This window comes from Streptomyces sp. NPDC004609 (genome assembly GCF_042873655.1).
In the GTDB taxonomy this organism is placed as follows: Bacteria; Actinomycetota; Actinomycetes; order Streptomycetales; family Streptomycetaceae; genus Streptomyces.
Genome location: NZ_JBIALS010000042.1, coordinates 18,943 through 36,219 on the forward strand (window position 1 = coordinate 18,943; position 17,277 = coordinate 36,219).

Sequence of the window (17,277 nt, forward strand, 5' to 3'; positions counted from 1 at the left end):
CGGTGCCTCAGGCGTGGGCCGCGGTGGCGGCCGGAACACCCAGACCGAGGTTGTCGCGGAAGTTCTCGTGCTCGTAATCCCGATGGAACAGGCCGCGTCGCTGCAACTCCGGAACGAGCATCTCGACGATGTCGCGGAAGCCGGACGGAACGATGTCGACCATCAGGTTGAAGCCGTCGGCCGCGCCGCTGTTGAACCAGGTCTCCATCACTTCGGCCAACTGCTGGGCTGTACCGACCACTTGCTGGTGTCCGCCGCCGTAGCGGGCGATCAGCTGCCGCACCGTCAGGTTGTCCTTCGCGGCGAGGTTCACCAGCGAGCGCCGGAAGCCGACGGAGCCGCTGAACTCCTCGTCCGGACCGATCAGATGGTGCGGGAAGGGCTCGTCCAGCTTCAGGACGTCCGGGGCGAGGCCGACCCGTCGGGCCAGCTTCACCAGTTCCGGCCCTGTGCCGAGCCACTCGTCGAGCACGGCCTTGCGCCGTTCCGCGTCCTGCGACGTCTTCCCGAGGACAGGAGAGATACCGGGCAGGATCTTGATGTCGTCGGGAGAGCGTCCGTAAGCAGCCGCACGTCGGCGCATGTCGTCGCGGAACGCGACAGCGTCCTCCATCAGATGCTGGGCGGTGAAGACGACATCCGCGTACTTGGCGGCCTGGTCCCGGCCCTCGGGTGACGAGCCGGCCTGGAAGATCACGGGCCGTCCCTGAGGGCTGCGCGGAAGCGGAAGAGGGCCGCGCACCGAGAAGTGGTCGCCGGTGTGGTTGATCGCGTGTACGAGAGACGGATCGGCGAACAGACCCTTCTCCTTGTCGCCCACGAGCGCGCCTTCGCCCCAGCTTTCCCACAGCTTGACGACGACGTCGATGAACTCGTCCGCGCGCTCGTAGCGGTTCTCCCGCGTGGGCAGCTGCCGTCCGCCGAACATCTCGGCCACGGCCGGAATGAACGTCGCAACGGAGTTCCAGCCTGCCCGTCCGCCGCTGAGATGGTCCAGAGAGGCAAACCGGCGCGCCAGGTCGTAGGGCTCGCAGTAGGTCGTGGAAGCGGTGCCGATCAGTCCGATCCGGGAGGTCGCCGTGGCCATCATGGCCAGCACGATCGTGGGGTCGAGCGCGCCGAGGGAGGGACGGTCCGTACCCTCCTCGGCGTTGGTCAACGCGTCGGCGAAGAACAGCCCATGCAGCTTGCCCGACTCCGCGATGCGGGCGACCTCGATGTACGTCGCTTCCTTGAGGTAGTCGGAGGCCTCCCCATCGCGTGCCATCCACGCGCCGAGGTGCATGCCGAGTCCCATGACGGACGCGGAGAGGATCAGTTTCTGGCCAGGTGTGTTCGTCATCTGTGTCCCTGAATGTGCGGGTGGCGAGTGATCGAATGACGGGGCACGCAGCAGTAATTGCGTAACCTAGGTTAACTAAAACGCAGTACCCCGAGGGACGTCAAGGGTTCGACACACGCCTGTGCAAAGACCCCACCCCGCCACACACCGAGCGGACGGGCAGCCGGATGTGGCGGAAACTGGACTGGAAGGCAGTCAGCGGACCTGGATTGCCTCGTGGCGTCTCCGTCGTGTCGGCACCGGAGTTCCTCTTGGCCGCCTCTGGTCAATCCGGACACAACGGTGTGGGCGGCCTGCCGGCGGGGCAGACACAGGCCACACGGAGCCCGGCCAAGGGGTCGGTCTCCCGCCCGACACCGGCGCGGCGCCGGCGGACATCGTTGCGGGGGCATCCAGGGCCTGTGCGCCGTTGCCGTCGTTTGGAGCCGGCACCGTATCGACCCGCCTGCGGGCGATCGCCCACTCCTGCCACTCCTGCTCGGCCGAGGCCGGCTCGGCTTGCACGCGGTCGGCCTCCTCGCGCAGCTCGTCCACGCGTCGGCGAACAGCAAGCTCATGCTGTTCCAGCAGTCCAACGACCGACGGCATCCGCGACCTCCCGCAGGGCGGCGACACGACAGGCCACAGCTCCCACGGAATCACCAAGCCTAAGCCTGACCAGCTAAAACGCCGCCTTCAGATTCGGAAGGACAACAGCTGCTTACGCCACATCTCCGGTCACACTCCAGCCACCCATATAATGGGGAGCGATCAGTTGCCTGCCAGCGGCCGCCAGTCCAGCTGTCGCTCCCCGCCCGTCATACGCCATTCACCGGGTGGACCTCATGGATTCTGAGTTCTCTCCACCGCTCACCGTGAAGCGTGCTGGGCTGGAGGCGCGCCGCGACGAGGCCATAGCCTCAGCACTACGCAAAGTGTATGGCCGATTGCAGCCCAGTTCCTGCACTGCCTACCTGCTTGCAGCAGACGCCGAGTTGCTGGTCGCCGCCATGACCGTGCACACACCCTTGAGCTTCGCCATTACGCCCCAGTTCAGGGTGGACAACCTCGCCTGGCCCGCGGTCCGGGCATTTCAGACCGGCAAAGCGGTGAGGGTGGAGGCAGAAGACCTGCAGAGCTTGTGCCGCCGGACGCCGGCTCTTCTCGTCACCACCCCTTTCCCCATGGTGATCGTGGTTGCGCCGATACGGACCACGCCGCAGAACCGCCTGGGCGTCATCACCCTGCGTTGCGTGCCCCCACGGGAGATCAGTGAGGGCGAGCTGGACTATGTGCAGACCACCGCGGATGAACTGGCAGCCGACCTCCAGAGCCTGGTGGAACAAGGCCTGCCGCTGGAAGGGCCGTCGATCCCCTTGTTCATCTCCAGCCAGCCGGAACCCCAGGCCGTCGGCGCCGCCTCTGGAGCCGTTCAGCAACACCGACAGGCGACATCCTCAGCGTCCACGCCAGGCAGCCCTTTCCTCTACCAGCTGCAACGGCTCGCCACCGAACTCACCGCCGCGGTCGACACCAAAGGCATTCTCGCCGTGGTACGGACCCAGATCCTCCGGCCCTTTGGGGCCAAGGCCGTGGCCTTGTGTCTCGCCGAGGGAGAACGCCTCCACGTGGCCGGGACCGCGGGCCTCTCCCGCGAGGTACTCCACCGCATCGAAGGGACGCCGCTGTCCCACCACAGCCCCGAAACCGACACGATCACAGGTGTCGGCGTCAAGATCTTCACATCGGTCAGTGAGATCTGGCAGGAATATCCCGGCCTCGGTATCGATCTTGAGCGCCAGGCACGAGCCTATCTCCCGCTGATCTCGAACGGCCGCGCGGTGGGCTGCTGCCTTTTGGAGTTCACCGAGCTCGGCCGTCCCCTGTCCGCCGAGGAGATCGCCGTATTGATGATCATGCTGGAGCAGGTGGGTCAGTCCCTGGAACGGGCCCGGGCCTATGAGCGCGAGCACGCGCTCACGCAAACCATCCAGCGCAGCCTTCTGCCAAGGAGTTTTCCGCACCTGCCCGAGGTGGTCGCCACTGGCCGCTACTTCACGGCGACCGAGGGAGCCGCCGTGGGAGGTGACTGGTACGACGTCCTCACGCTGCCCAACGGTGGGGTCGGCCTCGTCATCGGTGACGTGGAAGGACACAGCCTGGAGGCTGTGTCGGTGATGGGTCAGCTGCGCAGCGGAGTGCGAGCCTATACAGCCGAAGGACATGACCCCGCCCGCGTCCTGGAGCGGAGCAACCGTTTGCTTGCCGACCTGGACACCGATCTGTACGCCACATGCTGCTGTGTGTGGCTGGACTCGGCGACCGGGCTCGCCCTCGCCTCGACCGCGGGTCATCCCGGGCCGGTCATCAGCGACTCTCAAGGGCAGATTGTCGAGCCCCGGCTGTCCATCGGGCCGCCGCTGGGGGTGGGACGGCAGACCGCTTACCAGCAGACCGAGTTCCAGATGCAGACAGGCTCGGTGGTAGCGCTGTTCACCAATGGGCTGCTGGATTCACGACGGCTGGGGACCGACGCCGCGGTTCGCCAACTGGCTCGCCGGTTGGCCGACAGGTGCTCCCAGAACCTGGAGGTGCTGGCCGACAGCCTGGCTTCTCACCGCTGTCCACCAGCGGTATGCCGTGATGATGATGCCGCCCTGCTCCTGGTGCGTTATGAAGGTGTCCAGCCGCGTGATCGCCCGCGTGTGGCGCGAACCTCGATACAGCGCCACGATCTGCGAGGCGTTGCCGGGGTACGACGCTTTCTGCGCGATGTGCTTCGCGAGTGGAATAGGCTGCCGCTGCTGGACGACCTTGAGCTGCTGGTCTCCGAGGTCGTCACGAACGGACTGATCCACGCCCATAGTGAAGTGGACCTGCGGTTGAGGGAGTATCCGGACCGGATCCGGGTTGAGGCGCGTGACAGCGATCCGTACCCCCCGGTGCCAACCGTTCTCCTCAACGACGAGAGCAGCAATCAGGAGGCCGAGTCCGGGCGCGGTCTTCTGATCGTCGAGGCGCTCGCTCTCGCATGGGGGAGTTCGCCCGCGGGACGCGGCAAGACCACCTGGTTCGAAGTCAGCACTGCGGCGGCCCCCGCGCCTGAGATCGATCAACCCCCCTCCCTGCCCGGGCGCTTCCCCCCTGCGGCTGAGCAATGACCTACGGCCAAGACCCGTTCCCGCCGCCGTATGCCGCCCGGGCATCAGAAGCCGTGTCTCAACCGATCTTGGAACGCGTAGGCCGAACAGGGTTCATAGTCGGGTGGTGTTTCGGCGGTGCGGGCATGAAAGCAGGGCCTCTCGGTGGCTCGGAGATGCGAATCCAGCCGAGCAGCACCGGGAGGCCCTGTTGTCCTTGTTGTACGCGCCCGCGCCTGCCCGGTTCAACTCATCCGTCGTGCCATGCGATTGTCTCGCGCACGTGTACGGGAGTGTGGCTGATCATCCGGAGCGGGTACGCCGGTATCCCCAGGTGGGAGCTGGTGCCGCCGCTGATGACGAAGGGGCGCACATACGGTGAGCTGACCACACGGGTGCGGACCGAGGCGATTCTCAAGCGCGGCTCCTCATCCAGGTTCCGGCCGAGACCGGAATTCGCAGAAGCGCTTGTGGCAAGAAGTGCAGACCGCCAGGCTCCGGCACCGGCCTCCCGGCGCGCCGGGAGGAGCGTCGTCGTCAGGTCGTACGGCGATACGCGGCCGGGGCCGCCCCCTGCTCAGAGCCGTACCCGGTACACGATCGGCGGCCGGCCCGTCTGCCCGTGCTGCTGGCTACCGATCGGCACCGCCACCCCCGCCCGCTCCAGCCGCTTCAACACGCGCCTCGCGGTGCGCTGTTGGACGGCGAGATGCTCCGCCACCGCGTGCGCGGTCAGGCCCTCGCCGGCGCCCGCGGCGACCAGCTCGCGCAGCTTGTCGAGCGTCTGCGGGTTGAGCCCCACGCGCCGCGCGAGCAGCGCGCTGTTCTCCGGCCCGGCCGGCACGGACGCCCGGCCGGAGTCGGCGTCGATCACCGTGTCCACGTCGTCCCGCATGGACACGACCCCGGCCACGGACCCCACCGCGTCGGCCCGGTTGACCGCCCGCCGCGCCAGCGACTCGGCCTCCGCCGCCGTACGGCCCAGACCGAAACCCACGTGCACCGAGGTGTGCCGTGAAGCGAGTGCGTCGAGCAGCGGGAGCCGGGTGAAGTGTTCGCTGGCCTTCTCCAGCGCGCCGCGCGTGGTCACCACCAGCCGCCGCCCGTCCGCCAGATAGGCCAGGCTGCCGCCGAGCGCGGCGAGGTCGGCGGCCAGTTCGGAGTCGTCGGAGCCGGGCGGGATGTCGACGATGCCCATCGCCACCTGCGTGTCGCCGCTCTGCGCGGCGGAGGCGGCGAGCACCAGCGACTGCACGGTGGCGCGGATGGAGTGCCGGGAGGGCGCGAGGCGTACGGCGTGCATCTCGTTGTCGAGCGTGTGGAAGGTGGAGCCGAGGCAGGTGAGTGCCACCCGGGTGCGCTTCTTGTCGCGGGCGCCGAGATGGAAGGAGACGAGGTCGTCGCCGGTCAGCCCGGGGCGGTACGGCAGCACGTGCACATGCTCGGTCGGCAGCTTGGCCTCGGTCATGGTCTCGACGACCTCGGCGCGCCGGAGCGTGTCGATGGAGATCCGCGACACGTCGTGGCCGAGGCGCAGCAGCTCGACGAGCGCCCGCAGCAGCGTCGCCCCGTTGTACGGCACGTACATCGCCGGCCGGTCCAGCAGCCCGGCCTCCGCCGCGAGGGCGTGCGGCACGACACCGGTGAACAGCAGGGCGTCGGCGCCGGACGCCGCCGCCTCGCGGACGGCGTCGAGGGTCTCGTCCTCGTGCCGGTAGCGCAGGTCGAGCAGCCGTGTGGTGCCGGGGGCGCCGACCGCGTGCACCTTCTGCACCAAGTCCTCGGGGCCGATCACTCCGATGGTGAACGCCATGCGCCCCGTCTCCTTCATCCGTACGGCCTGTTCTGGCCGGGTCCCCAACATCGTGGGTAAGTCTAGGCATTACGGACCGCAGCGGCTCCCCGGCCACCGGGGTTGACGTGCCGCAAAAGGCGATTTACCTTTCGGTCCAGGCCATAAGCGCGTTGGGTTGAGAGGATCACGCCGTCATGTCCGTACGGGACAGACCGCTGCCCACCGTGTTCGAACTGCACGGCCGCACGATCGTCGAAGAGGAGCGCGTCGCGGTGCTCGTACGGGCGGGCCCACGTCGTCTTCCTCTCCCCCGCCCCGCACAGCGGCCCCGCCCGCGCCTGGGGAACGGCGGCCGGGTGCCGGCCGCGCTGGAGCGTACGGCGCGGAGGTGCGACGGCTGGACGGCCTCCTTCCACGGGGCCGACGCCGAACTCCCCGCGAAGATCGACGAGTACCTGTCCTCCAAGCGCGGCCCCGGCACCCTCGGCGCCGGCGTGATCGTCTGCCGCGAGGGGTACCGCGCCCCCACCTCGCTGCAGGCCCCGCAAGGCGCTGGAGGACCCGCTGCGCGGGCCGTACGACGCGTACGGGCCCTGGAAGCGCACGTCGATGACGCGGCCCGGTACGCGCAGGAGCGGGACGACATCGCCGCGCGCAGCGTCGTCGGCTCCCCGGAGCAGTGCCTGGACAGCCTCGGCCGCTACGCCGCGATGGACGCGGACGGCGTCGTCCTGCGCGTCCAGCCGCCGGGGATGCCCCAGGCGAACGCCCTCCGGGCCATCGAGGGCTTCGGCGAGGTGCTGGGGCGGCTGGGCCGGCCGGAGCGGGCCGGGGGACTGAGCCCGAGGCCGCGAAGTCCAGGGTCCGCGAAGTCCGTGCTGCACGACGTATTGCCGTCGCCTCCCAATCGATTTACGGTCAGGGCCGTAAATAACTCCCGTTGGAGGTCCCATGCGTCGTGCCCTCACGGCCGCGTGTCTGCTCGTCGTGTCCCTTGCCGTACCGGCCCACGCCGAAACCGCCGCTGACGCACCCGCGTCCACACCACCAGCCCCCGCCCAGTGCGGCTTCGCCGACCTCGGCAGCCTCCCCCTCACGGGCGCCACCACCGCCGGCACCGCGCTGGACCGGGACCGCGTCTACTCCGTCACCTCTTCCGCCTCCGGTCCCGCCCTCCTCGGCATCCGCGACGCCGACGACGGCAAACTGATCGCCGAACACCCCCTCCCCCGCGCCCTCGGCTCGTGGGCCGTCTCCGTCGCCCCCGACCACACCGTCTACGTCGGCAGCTACGGCGGCGACGAGCACAAGGGCCGGCTCTTCCGCTACGACCCCGACGACGACGAGGTCACCGAACTCGGCGTTCCCGTCGCCACCGAGACGTTCGTCTGGACCGTCGCCGCCACCGAGGACTACGTCTACGGCGGCACCTCCAGCAACGGCCGCCTCTTCCGCTATGACACCGACACCGGCGAGACGAAGGACCTCGGCTCGCCGGTGCCGGGCCAGGGCTTCATCCGCGACCTCGCCGTCGGCCACGACGGGACCGTCTACGCCGGCATGGGCTCGTCGAGCATGCAGGTCGCCGTGCTCTCCCCCGGCGGCCACGTCCGCCGCATCCTGGAGCCGCCGATCGACGCCACCGGCTGGGCGTACGACGTGGACGTCGTCGGCCGCTACCTCCTCGTCCGCTACGAGACCTCCGCCGCCAAGAAGCCGCTGGCCGTGTACGACCTCAAGCGCCGCACGTGGCTGCACATCACCGAGGACATCGACAGCCTCACCGTCGGCGGCGCCGCCCGCGGCCAGTCCGTCCACCTCGTCCAGAAGGGGGAGCTGATCCGGCTCGACCTGCGGTCCGGCCGGACCAGGAAACTCGGCATGTCCGAGTTCGGCGAAGGCGGCATCCGCACCCTCGGCTGGCACGGCACCACCCTCGTCGGCACCTCGTCCACCGGCGGCATCTGGCACTACAACCGCAGGACCGGCAGAGGCAAGCTCCTCGACGGCTCCCTCACCGGCCGGCCCGTGACCATCCGGTCCATGGCCGAGGGCCCCGACGGACGCCTGTACGCGGGCGGGTTCTTCACCGGGGGCCTCGCCGCGTACGAACCGGCCACCGGCGCCACGCAGTTCTGGCCCCGCGTCGGCCAGAGCGAGGGCATGGCCACCCACAAGGGGAAGCTGTACCTCGGCGTCTACCCGGGCGGCCGCATCTACGAGTTCGACGGCACCGAGCCCAAGCTGCTGCTCAACCTCACCGAGCAGGAGCAGGACCGGCCGTTCAGTCTGGTCTCGGCCGGCGACTGGCTCGCCTTCGGCACCGTGCCCAAGTCGGGCACCGTGGGCGGCGCGCTGGGCCTGATCAACCCCGCGACCGGCGAGTCCCGGATCAAGCGGAACATCATCCCCGGGCACTCGGTCGTGGGCGTGACCTACCGCGACGGTGTCGTCTACGGCGCCACCTCCGTCTTCGGCGGTGTCGGCAAGCCGCTGGACACGGTCGCGAAGGTCTTCGCGTACGACATCGCCGCCGACAAGCTGCTCTGGCAGAGCGCCCCCGTGCCCGGCGACCTGGCGCTCGGGGAGATCGCCTTCGACGACAAGGGCAGGCTCTGGGGGCTGACGCCGGACGCCCTGTACGAGATGGACCCGGCCACCGGCGAGACCCTGCGTACGGCCAGGCACCAGACGTACCCCTGGGAGACCGCCACGCAGGTCTGGCACGACACCAACCTCGTGTTCCACGCCGGTTATCTGTGGGGCAAGACCCAGGGCAAGTCGTTCAAGATCGACCCGGCGACGATGCGGATGACGCTGATCGCCCGGCCGGTCTCGAACCTGCAGAAGGGCGCCGACGGCAACATGTACATGTCGCGCAACGAGAGGTTCTACACCTACCGGGTCTGCTGACCCGGGGCACGGCAAAAGCGGTGGGGACCGGCCCGGAGGACCGGTCCCCACCACCGACTTCTGTTCACACCGCTGGTCACACCGCGCGCGTGAACGCGTCCCGTACCTTCCGCGCCGCCCGCGCGATGTCCGCCATCGCGTCGTCGTCGGCCATCAGCAGGTGCTGCCGCACCCACACCGTCCGCTCCGCCTCGGCCTCCGCCACCGGGCACGGCCGGGCGTAGCCGGCGAGCGACGGCTCCACCGACAGCGGGCGGTAGCCGGCGTCCAGCGGGATGCCCTCCGCCGCCATCGCGGCGATGAACTCGTCCTTCGTCCGCCCCCCGAACGCCCCCTTGTCGTACCGCAGCAGCGCCAGATGCCAGGTGTGCCGCTCGGTGTCCGGGGGCGCCGGGCGTACCGACAGGCCCTCGACGTCCGCCAACGCCTCCGCGAGCACCGCGGCGGAGCGCGTACGGCGGTCGATCTGGGCGGGCAGGTACGCGAGCTGCGGCCGCAGTACGGCCGCCTGGAAGCCGGTCATGCGAAGGTTCCAGCCCAGCGAGTGGTGCTCGTACCAGCCGCCGTCCAGCCGCCGCCCGACATTGTGCAGCGACCACAGCCGCTCGTACGTCGCGCGGTCGCCGGTGACGACGACACCGCCCTCGCCCGCCGTCATGGCCTTGCTCGCCTGGAAGCTGAAGCAGGCCACGTCCCCCCACGTCCCCGCCGCCCGCCCGCCGCGCACCGCGCCGTGCGCCTGCGCGGCGTCCTCGACCACGGGCACCCCGGGCGCGCCGGCGTCGGCCACCGCGCCCGAGAGGTGGACCGTCATGACGGCCCTGGTCCGCGGCCCGACGAGGGCGGCGGCCGCCTCCCGGTCGACGAGCAGCGTGTCGGGATGGACGTCCGCGAACACCGGCTGGGCGCCCGCCAGTACCACCGCGGTGGCGCTGGCGACGAACGTGTACGCCGGGACGATCACCTCGTCGCCGGGCTGGACGCCGACCGCGCGCAGGGCGAGGAAGAGCCCCACGGTGGCGTTGACGGTGCACACGCCGTACGGCGCGCCCGTCGTCTTCGCGAACGCGGCGGCGAACTCCTCCACCTCCGGCCCGTCGGTCGCGCCCCACCGGCCGCTGTCGAGCACGGCCAGCAGCGCCTTGCGCTGCTCGTCGGTGGCGGGCGGCGGCCACGCGGGCCAGGGTGCGGTGCGTACAGGCGACGACGTCACAACAGTCCTTTCATGGTTCCGTGGAGAATCTGCGCGCGCTCCGCCTCGGTGAGCTCCGCCAGCTGTACGCGGCCGAGCCCGACCCGCAGGTCGAGGAAGACGGCGTCCGAGCCGAACGCGATGCGCTCGGCGCCCACCTCCCGTACCAGCCGGACGAGGTGCCGCGCGGTCATCCGCGAGCCGCACGTCTCCAGCACGAGGTTCGGGGCCGCCGCGGCCGCGCGCGCCGCCGCGGCGAACCCCTCGGGCCACAGCCCGGCGTGCCCCATCAGGACCGGCAGCGCCGGGTAGCGCGGGCCGACCGCCGCGAAGCGCGCGGGGTCGGACCACGGCGAGCCGTACTGGCCGTGGGAGAGCACGGGCACGCCGCGCTCCGCCGCGATCTCGAAGGCTTCGGCGTACGCGGGCGCGTCCAGCTCGACCTCGTGCACGTCGGGGTGCAGCTTGACGCCGGCCATGCCGGGTGCGTCCAGCAGGTCGCGCAGCCGGGCGCCGGCTTCGGGGTCGTGCGGCTGGTAGACGGCGTAGCCGAGGAGGCGGCCGGAGTGCCGCGCGAGGTCGTCGAGGAGCAGCGCGTTGCCAGCGCGGGCGTCGGGGCCGACGGCCAGCAGGTGGGAGACGCACGCCTGGGCGACGCCGCAGCGGTCCATCACGGCGACCAGGCTCTCGGCGGAGCCGTCGGGGATCGCGAAGTTGAACCAGCGGCCCACGTGCGCGTGCGCGTCGATGACGGTCATCCGGCCGCCTCCCGCCGTCCGGCCGCCCGCGGCCCGGACGCGTGCGATCCGCCCGCCTCCCGCAGCAGCAGGTCGGCGTTGCCCGCGGCGATCCGCGCCACGTCGGCCGCCGGCAGGTCGAGGTGGTCGAGCTGGAAGCGCGGACCGGCGTCGTCCGTCACGGGCGAGCCGGTGCCGAACAGCACGCGGTGCGCCCCGAAGCGCTCGGCGACCCACTCGACCTGCCGGTGGCCGCAGAGCGTGGAGGTGTCGACGTGCAGGTGCTCGCAGCGGGCCATGAGGTCGGCCAGCTCCCGCAAAGTGCGGTAGCCGGTGCCGGTCAGGACGAGCGGCGGCATGCCCGTACGGCGGGAGAGGTGGCGCCGGTCCGCGGCGTCGAGCTGCTCCCAGTCGATCAGGGTCACGGTGCGCCGCTCGCCGAGCTGCCGGAGCAGCCGGGCGCCGTCGTCGTAGTGGTCGCTGCCGTCGTCGCCGAGGGAGAAGCGGTGCGCGGCCGGGTAGAGCCGTACCACCGGCGCCGGCGGCAACTCCCCCGTGCCCAGCGGGCCGGGGATCACCACCGGCACCGCCAGCAACCGGTCCTCCTCGACCGGCGGCACGGTCAGCGGGTCGCCGTAGACCGCGTGCGAGTGCACCACCCACGCCTCGTCGATGCGCAGCCGGTCCAGCTCGGCGCGCAGCCCGCCGGCGTCACGGCCCGGCACGTCGTCGTGCGGTACGGGCCCCAGGATCCGGTTGACGTCGACGACCCTCACGACTTCAGCCCCGTCGTCGCGATGCTGTCCGTCAGATACCGCTGGAGCAGCCCGAAGACGAGCAGGCAGGGCACGACGGTGATGGTCGCCCCCGCCATCACCTGGTTGATCGTCACGTTCTGGCCGTCGAGCGTGGCCAGTCCCACGGTCAGCGTGTGCATGTCCCCGGACTGGGCGATGACCAGGGGCCACAGGAAGTCGTTCCAGTGCCACAGGAAGACGAACACGCCGAGCGTCGCCATGATCGGCCGGATCAGCGGGATGACGATCGTGGTGTAGATCCGCCACTCCGAGGCGCCGTCGATCTTCGCGGCCTCGAACAGCTCGTCCGGCAGCTGCATGATGAACTGCCGCATCAGGAAGACGGCCTGGGAGTTGGCGAGGGTCGGGACGATCACGCCCCAGTACGTGTCCACGCCGTTCATCTCGGAGATGAGGATGTAGTACGGGATGAGCGTGGCCTGGAACGGCACCATCAGGGTCGCCAGGAACGACCAGAACATCACCTCCCGGCCGGGGAAGCGCTTCTTGGCGAAGGCGTAGCCGGCCATGGAGGCGAAGAGCAGGATCAGCACCACGGAGACGACGGAGTAGATCGTCGAGTTCAGCGCCCAGCGCAGGATGTCCGAACTGCTCAGGACCTCGTCGAAGTTCGCCAGCGTGGCCCGGGTGATGTCGAACGCGCCCGGCAGGGTCTTGCCGCTGTGCGGCGCGAAGGCGACCAGCACCATCACCGCGAACGGAGCGATGGTCACGAACGCGACCAGCACCAGCAGCGTCGGCAGCGTGAGCCGCGCCGGCCCGCGGCCGGGCCGCGGCGCCTTCGGCGTACGGCCCCCGCCCCTGCCCTTGCCGCCGCCGGTGTCCGGGGGCGCGTTGTCACGGGTGAGCAGAGCCATCAGTCGTCCCTCCCGATCAACCACCGCTGGATCAGCGAGAAGACCAGTACGACCACGAAGAGCACGAGTCCCAGCGCGCTGGCGTAGCCGAAGTCGAAGTACTTGAAGCCGGTGTCGTACAGGAGGTAGACGAGGCTGTAGCTGGAGCGGACCGGGCCGCCTGCCGTCATGACGTACATCTGGTCGAAGACCTGGAACGCCTGGATGGCCTCGATGACCAGCACGAAGAACAGCACCGGCCGCAGCATCGGCAGCGTGATGTGCCGGAAGCGCTGCCAGCCGCCGGCGCCGTCGATGGTCGCGGCCTCCGTGACGGACTTCGGTATCGACTGGAGGCCGGCCAGCAGGATGAGCATCGAGTAGCCGAAGCCCTTCCAGGCCGAGGTCGCCGCGATCGACGGCAGCACGAGCGAGTCGCTGCCGAGGAAGTCGACGGTGCCGAAGGACAGTGCGCCGAGGGCGGAGTTGAGCAGGCCGTCCTCGATCTCGTAGATCCACTTCCAGACGACGGCGGCCAGCACGATGCTGGTGACGTACGGCAGGAAGAACACCCCGCGGAAGAAGCCGCGCATCCACACCGTGCGGTGCAGCAGCATCGCGGTGCCGAGGGCGACGCCGACCGTCAGCGGGACGTAGACGGCGGTGTACATGGCGGTGACGCCGAGGCTCTCCCAGAACAGACCGTCGTCGACCAGCCGGGAGTAGTTCTCGGCCCCGATGAACTCCCACTCGCCGCTGAGCCGGTAGTCGGTCAGCGAGAGGAACCCCGCGCCGACCACCGGGCCGAAGCGGAACACCGTGAACAGGAGGAGCATCGGGGCCACGAACAGCAGCCCCGCGCGTGCGTCGTGCCGGCGCAGCGGCGCAATCTTCCGCATCCGGCGGCTACCGCTGCCTGGCCAGCAGGTCGTCGGCCTGCCCGGCCGCCGCGTCGAGGGCCTCCTGCGGAGACTTCTTGCCGGTCATCGCCGCCTGGATCTCCGGGGCGAGGATGCCCATGAGCTGGCGGGCGACGGGGCTGGACTCGCCGGGGACGACGACGGACAGGGCGTCCTGGAGCTGCTTGGCGTACGGGCTGTCGGTGGGCACGGTGACGTCCGTACGCGGTGAGAGGAAGCCGGTGGCCTGGCCGAGGCTTTCGATCTGGTCCGGCTGGGTCATGAAGTTGATGAACTGCTCCGCGCCCTCCTTGTTGCCATCGGCGTTGATACCGAGGGCGCCGGGGACGCCGAAGGCGGCCTGCTTCTCGCCGGTGAGCGGGGCGCCGACGATGACGTTCTCCTTGCCCCACGCCTTCTCGGCGACGCCGAAGTCGAGGGCGGAGTTGGTGAAGCCCATCGCGACCTGCTGCTTGCCGAGCGCCTGGTCGGCCACGACGTTGACGTTCGTCAACGTGGACTTGGGGATGGCGCCCTGCTCGTAGAGGTCGGTGAGGAAGGTGAGGGCCGCGACGCCCTTGTCGTCGTTGAACGCGGCGCTCTTGCCGTCCTCGCTGAAGATCTTGCCGCCGGCCTGCCAGAGCAGCGGGTAGAAGTTGAGGTTGAGGGTGGCCTCGTTGCTGGCGGAGTAGTCCAGCGTGGCCAGGCCCTCGGCCTTCAGCTTCGGCGCGGCGGCCTTGATGTCGTCCCAGGTGGCCGGGGGTTTCTTGATACCGGCCTGGTCGAGGAGCTTCTTGTTGTAGAGCGTCGTCGTGATGGTGTGGTAGATCGGGGCCGCGTACGCCTTGCCGTCGTGGGTGAGGGAATCGAGGGCGGTCGGCAGGAACTTGTCCTTGTCCGCCTTGATCGCGCCGTCCACCGGGGCCAGGGCGTCGTTCGCGAGGTACTGGGGAATCTGGTCCGGCTGGAGGACCACGACGTCGGGGCCCTTGCCGCCGCTGAACGCGGTGGCGAGCTTCTCGTCGCGGTTGTCCCACGGCTGCTGCTCGATGGTGAGCTTCGCGTCCGGGTACTTCTTCTCGTAGGCCTTCTCCAGGCTCTCCCAATAGTCGGCGTTGGCCTTGGGATCGCCGATCACCGGGTACATCCAGACGGTCACCTCCTCCGTGGCCGAGCCCGACCCGCCGTCGGAGCCGCCGCAGGCGGCGGTGAGGGCGGTGAGGCTGAGCAGGGCGAGGGGGATGCGGACGCGCTTGGGCATTGAGTTCATAGGGGGCCTCCGGGGGCCTCAGGGTGCTAGGGAGCCCGTCTAGTTTCGGCCTTGACCGAAACTATCCATCTGCTTTTGGGACTGTCAATGGCTTTGCGGTGCGGGGGACGGGGATCGGCCGGGATCAGTCGTCGTCATCGTCGGGGACGCGGTCCCGCGGGTCGATGCGGTACAGCTCGGCGCCGCTGCTGAAGTAGAGCCGGCCGTCGGAGTGGGCGATGAGCCGCCGGTGCGCATGCTCGACGACCAGCAGCGGAGCCTTCCACGACCAGGGGTCGAAGCGGTAGATGCGGTTGCCGTCGATGCTCGCGTAGACGTACCGGCCCAGCACGGCGAGGTCGCCGCCGCCCCGGCCCGCGCCGACCGTGACGCGCCGGACGACCTTCCTGGCGTACGGGCTGATGGTGAAAACCGTGTTTCCGGCAATGCCCCAGAGCTTGCGGTCAGGGCCGATGGCCACGGCGGTCACGGTGGCCGCCCCCGGCACCGGAACCAGCTCCCAGAGCTTGCGACTTCTGCGTACGTGCCAGGCGAACACGGCGCCCGACTCGCGCGTCGGCGGCGTGGTGCTGAGGCCGCCGGTGACGGAACAGCCGCCGTAGACGACGCCGCCCGCGGTGGCCAGCGAGAAGACCGACTCGTCCTCGACGACGTGCCGGGTGACCTCCACCTCGCCGCTGTCCGGGTCGTACACGGCGATCGCCCCGCCGAGCCGGTCGCCGTCCGGGACGGTGCCCATGACGATCTTCCCGCCCACCTCCACCAGGGCCTTGGCCCGCATCTGGACATGTTCCTTGAGCGTGTAGGCCCGCGCGGGGTTGTCCGGGGTGCCGTCCGGACCCGGGGAGTACTCCGGGGAGCTCCAGGTCTTGCCCGGCTCGTACCGGTAGAGGCGGGCCTCCGGGTACGTGCCGACCCACAGGGAGCCGTCCCTGCTCCGCAGCAGGGACTCGATCTGCGAGAAGCGGTGGAAGTCCGGCTTGCCGGTGCGGGTGTCGACCGCGGCGAGGCCGCCGTTGAGGAACCCGCCCGCGTAGACCGTGCCGCGTCCGCCGGCGCCGAGGGCGAGGATCTCGATCGGCTCGTCACGCCGGACCTTCGACTCCAGGGTGGCGTACGCGCCGGTCTGCGGGTTGTAGCGGAACATCGCGCCGCGCCACAGGGTGCCGACGAGGCTGGTCCCCGGGTAGTCGGGCAGGTCCAGGTCGGCCCAGCCGATGGAGCGGGCGTTCTGCACCCGGCCGGTGAAGGTGAGTCCTGTGCCGGTGAGTTGCCGGGTGGCGGGGTCGTAGCGGCGCAGCTCGCTCCGCTGGATGAGGTAGACGCCGCCGTCCGGGCCCGGCGGGGAGACGTTGAGGCCGTGCGCGTCGGGGATCTCGTCGGTCCAGGCGCGGGCGGCGAGGTCGTAGACGAACATGGGGCTGGGGAAGGCGCTGCCGATCCGGGCATAGAGGCGGCCGTCGTGGATGTCGATGTCGTACGCCGTCCGGCCGTCGACGGACGGCAGTCCCGGCGGCTTGGGCAGCTCGGTGAAGGTGCGGGTGACGGGGTCGAACTCGGCGATACGGGCCTGGGAGTACGCGCCGCTGTAGACCTTGTCGCCGGCGCAGGCGAGGCTCTTGATGTATGTCTGGTCGGCGATCGGGCGGCCGAAGTCCTCGACGGCGCCGGTGTCCGGGTCGTAGCGGAAGAGGTGGCCCTTCGGCGAACCGCCGCCCCAGACCTTGCCGTCGGCGTCGACGGCGAGCCGCCAGATGAAGTTCTCGCCGGGGACGGGCACGCCGAGGTCCTCGGCGGTGTTGCCGCCGCGCCAGCGGTAGAGCCGGCCGCCGCTGCCGTACGAGCCGACGTACACGGCTCCGTCGGGGGCGGCGACCGCCGTCCAGGCGCCCTGGGCGCCGGGCAGCGGGGCGGAGACGGAGACGTCGCCGGTGGCGGGGTCGATGGCGTTGAGGTGGGCGGGCCCGCCGGTGGACACGTTCCAGCAGGCCGGGCGGCCGTCCGGACCCGGGGCGACGATGCCGCCGATGAGGAGCACGTCCTTGAGGGGGATGCCGAGGGAGTCGGGTCCTGCCGCTCCGGCACCGGCGGGGGTCGCGGCGCGTGCGGGGACCGTGGGCAGGGCGATGGCGGACAGGGCTGTGGTCGTGCTCACCAGAAACGCGCGGCGCGTCGGCATGGTGTGGGACACCTCCGGTTCCGGGCCTGAGTTACGGCACTAGCCGAAAGTGATACGCCGTGCCCTTAGGGGCCGTCAAGACTCTGGTCACGTCCGCGACTCGACCGCAACCATTGACGTCGAGCGTCAAACTCGCTCTACTTACGGCATTGACCGAAACCTCAACCAGGTGCAGGA

At 70.1% G+C, this 17,277-nt stretch carries 13 protein-coding genes; 3 read left to right on the forward strand and 10 right to left on the reverse strand.

Going from position 1 to position 17,277, the window contains the following annotated elements; all coding sequences use genetic code 11:
- Window positions 1-7 precede the first annotated feature (7 nt).
- On the reverse strand, window positions 8-1,342 hold the full coding sequence (locus ACFYT4_RS30740) for an LLM class flavin-dependent oxidoreductase (RefSeq protein WP_389276278.1): 1,335 nt from the start codon (window positions 1,340-1,342) through the stop codon (window positions 8-10).
- 824 nt (window positions 1,343-2,166) lie between these two features.
- On the opposite strand from ACFYT4_RS30740, the gene ACFYT4_RS30745 reads away from it, so the two are divergent.
- Window positions 2,167-4,482, forward strand: coding sequence for a SpoIIE family protein phosphatase (locus ACFYT4_RS30745; protein WP_389276281.1), 2,316 nt, complete (start codon window positions 2,167-2,169; stop codon window positions 4,480-4,482).
- 229 nt (window positions 4,483-4,711) lie between these two features.
- On the opposite strand, the gene ACFYT4_RS30750 is transcribed toward ACFYT4_RS30745, so the two are convergent.
- Together ACFYT4_RS30750 and ACFYT4_RS30755 are read right to left on the reverse strand one after the other, a co-directional pair.
- Window positions 4,712-4,879 carry a hypothetical protein gene (locus ACFYT4_RS30750; RefSeq protein WP_389276284.1) on the reverse strand — a complete coding sequence of 56 codons (168 nt, stop codon included), beginning with the start codon at window positions 4,877-4,879 and terminating at the stop codon, window positions 4,712-4,714.
- A 159-nt stretch (window positions 4,880-5,038) separates the two neighbouring features.
- Window positions 5,039-6,274 (reverse strand): hypothetical protein, encoded by a 1,236-nt coding sequence (locus tag ACFYT4_RS30755; RefSeq protein ID WP_389276287.1) that lies wholly within the window; start codon window positions 6,272-6,274, stop codon window positions 5,039-5,041.
- A 176-nt stretch (window positions 6,275-6,450) separates the two neighbouring features.
- Here ACFYT4_RS30755 and ACFYT4_RS30760 point away from each other — a divergent pair, with 176 nt between their 5' ends.
- Both ACFYT4_RS30760 and ACFYT4_RS30765 read left to right on the forward strand, forming a co-directional pair.
- Window positions 6,451-7,284 (forward strand): hypothetical protein, encoded by an 834-nt coding sequence (locus ACFYT4_RS30760; RefSeq protein ID WP_389276290.1) that lies wholly within the window; start codon window positions 6,451-6,453, stop codon window positions 7,282-7,284.
- Entirely contained in the window at window positions 7,208-9,169 is a 1,962-nt protein-coding gene (locus ACFYT4_RS30765; RefSeq protein WP_389276293.1) for a hypothetical protein, read from the forward strand. Before ACFYT4_RS30760 ends, ACFYT4_RS30765 begins: the two co-directional genes overlap by 77 nt.
- A 76-nt stretch (window positions 9,170-9,245) precedes the next feature.
- On the opposite strand, the gene ACFYT4_RS30770 is transcribed toward ACFYT4_RS30765, so the two are convergent.
- From ACFYT4_RS30770 to ACFYT4_RS30800, 7 genes are all read right to left on the reverse strand, one after another.
- On the reverse strand, window positions 9,246-10,382 hold the full coding sequence (locus tag ACFYT4_RS30770; protein ID WP_389276296.1) for a DegT/DnrJ/EryC1/StrS family aminotransferase: 1,137 nt from the start codon (window positions 10,380-10,382) through the stop codon (window positions 9,246-9,248).
- Window positions 10,379-11,119 carry an amidohydrolase family protein gene (locus ACFYT4_RS30775; RefSeq protein ID WP_389276299.1) on the reverse strand — a complete coding sequence of 247 codons (741 nt, stop codon included), beginning with the start codon at window positions 11,117-11,119 and terminating at the stop codon, window positions 10,379-10,381. The genes ACFYT4_RS30770 and ACFYT4_RS30775 overlap by 4 nt, the downstream gene beginning before the upstream one ends.
- Window positions 11,116-11,874: an amidohydrolase family protein gene (locus tag ACFYT4_RS30780; protein ID WP_389276302.1), complete on the reverse strand. Its 759-nt coding sequence runs from the start codon at window positions 11,872-11,874 to the stop codon at window positions 11,116-11,118. The genes ACFYT4_RS30775 and ACFYT4_RS30780 overlap by 4 nt, the downstream gene beginning before the upstream one ends.
- Window positions 11,871-12,773, reverse strand: coding sequence for a carbohydrate ABC transporter permease (locus ACFYT4_RS30785; protein ID WP_389276305.1), 903 nt, complete (start codon window positions 12,771-12,773; stop codon window positions 11,871-11,873). The genes ACFYT4_RS30780 and ACFYT4_RS30785 overlap by 4 nt, the downstream gene beginning before the upstream one ends.
- Complete coding sequence (locus tag ACFYT4_RS30790; protein WP_389276308.1) at window positions 12,773-13,651, reverse strand: carbohydrate ABC transporter permease; 879 nt, start codon at window positions 13,649-13,651, stop codon at window positions 12,773-12,775. Before ACFYT4_RS30790 ends, ACFYT4_RS30785 begins: the two co-directional genes overlap by 1 nt.
- Window positions 13,652-13,658: 7 nt before the next feature.
- On the reverse strand, window positions 13,659-14,921 hold the full coding sequence (locus tag ACFYT4_RS30795) for an extracellular solute-binding protein (protein WP_389276311.1): 1,263 nt from the start codon (window positions 14,919-14,921) through the stop codon (window positions 13,659-13,661).
- 124 nt (window positions 14,922-15,045) lie between these two features.
- Window positions 15,046-17,100, reverse strand: coding sequence for a hypothetical protein (locus tag ACFYT4_RS30800; protein ID WP_389276314.1), 2,055 nt, complete (start codon window positions 17,098-17,100; stop codon window positions 15,046-15,048).
- Window positions 17,101-17,277 lie beyond the last annotated feature (177 nt).

Excerpts from the sequence above, each read along its gene's own strand:
- ACFYT4_RS30740 (WP_389276278.1), bottom strand. The coding sequence starts at position 1,342 with ATGACGAACACACCTGGCCAGAAACTGATCCTCTCCGCGTCCGTCATG.
- ACFYT4_RS30745 (WP_389276281.1), top strand. The coding sequence starts at position 2,167 with ATGGATTCTGAGTTCTCTCCACCGCTCACCGTGAAGCGTGCTGGGCTG.
- ACFYT4_RS30755 (WP_389276287.1), bottom strand. The coding sequence starts at position 6,274 with ATGGCGTTCACCATCGGAGTGATCGGCCCCGAGGACTTGGTGCAGAAG.
- ACFYT4_RS30760 (WP_389276290.1), top strand. The coding sequence starts at position 6,451 with ATGTCCGTACGGGACAGACCGCTGCCCACCGTGTTCGAACTGCACGGC.
- ACFYT4_RS30765 (WP_389276293.1), top strand. The coding sequence starts at position 7,208 with ATGCGTCGTGCCCTCACGGCCGCGTGTCTGCTCGTCGTGTCCCTTGCC.
- ACFYT4_RS30775 (WP_389276299.1), bottom strand. The coding sequence starts at position 11,119 with ATGACCGTCATCGACGCGCACGCGCACGTGGGCCGCTGGTTCAACTTC.
- ACFYT4_RS30785 (WP_389276305.1), bottom strand. The coding sequence starts at position 12,773 with ATGGCTCTGCTCACCCGTGACAACGCGCCCCCGGACACCGGCGGCGGC.
- ACFYT4_RS30790 (WP_389276308.1), bottom strand. The coding sequence starts at position 13,651 with ATGCGGAAGATTGCGCCGCTGCGCCGGCACGACGCACGCGCGGGGCTG.
- ACFYT4_RS30795 (WP_389276311.1), bottom strand. The coding sequence starts at position 14,921 with ATGAACTCAATGCCCAAGCGCGTCCGCATCCCCCTCGCCCTGCTCAGC.
- ACFYT4_RS30800 (WP_389276314.1), bottom strand. The coding sequence starts at position 17,100 with ATGCCGACGCGCCGCGCGTTTCTGGTGAGCACGACCACAGCCCTGTCC.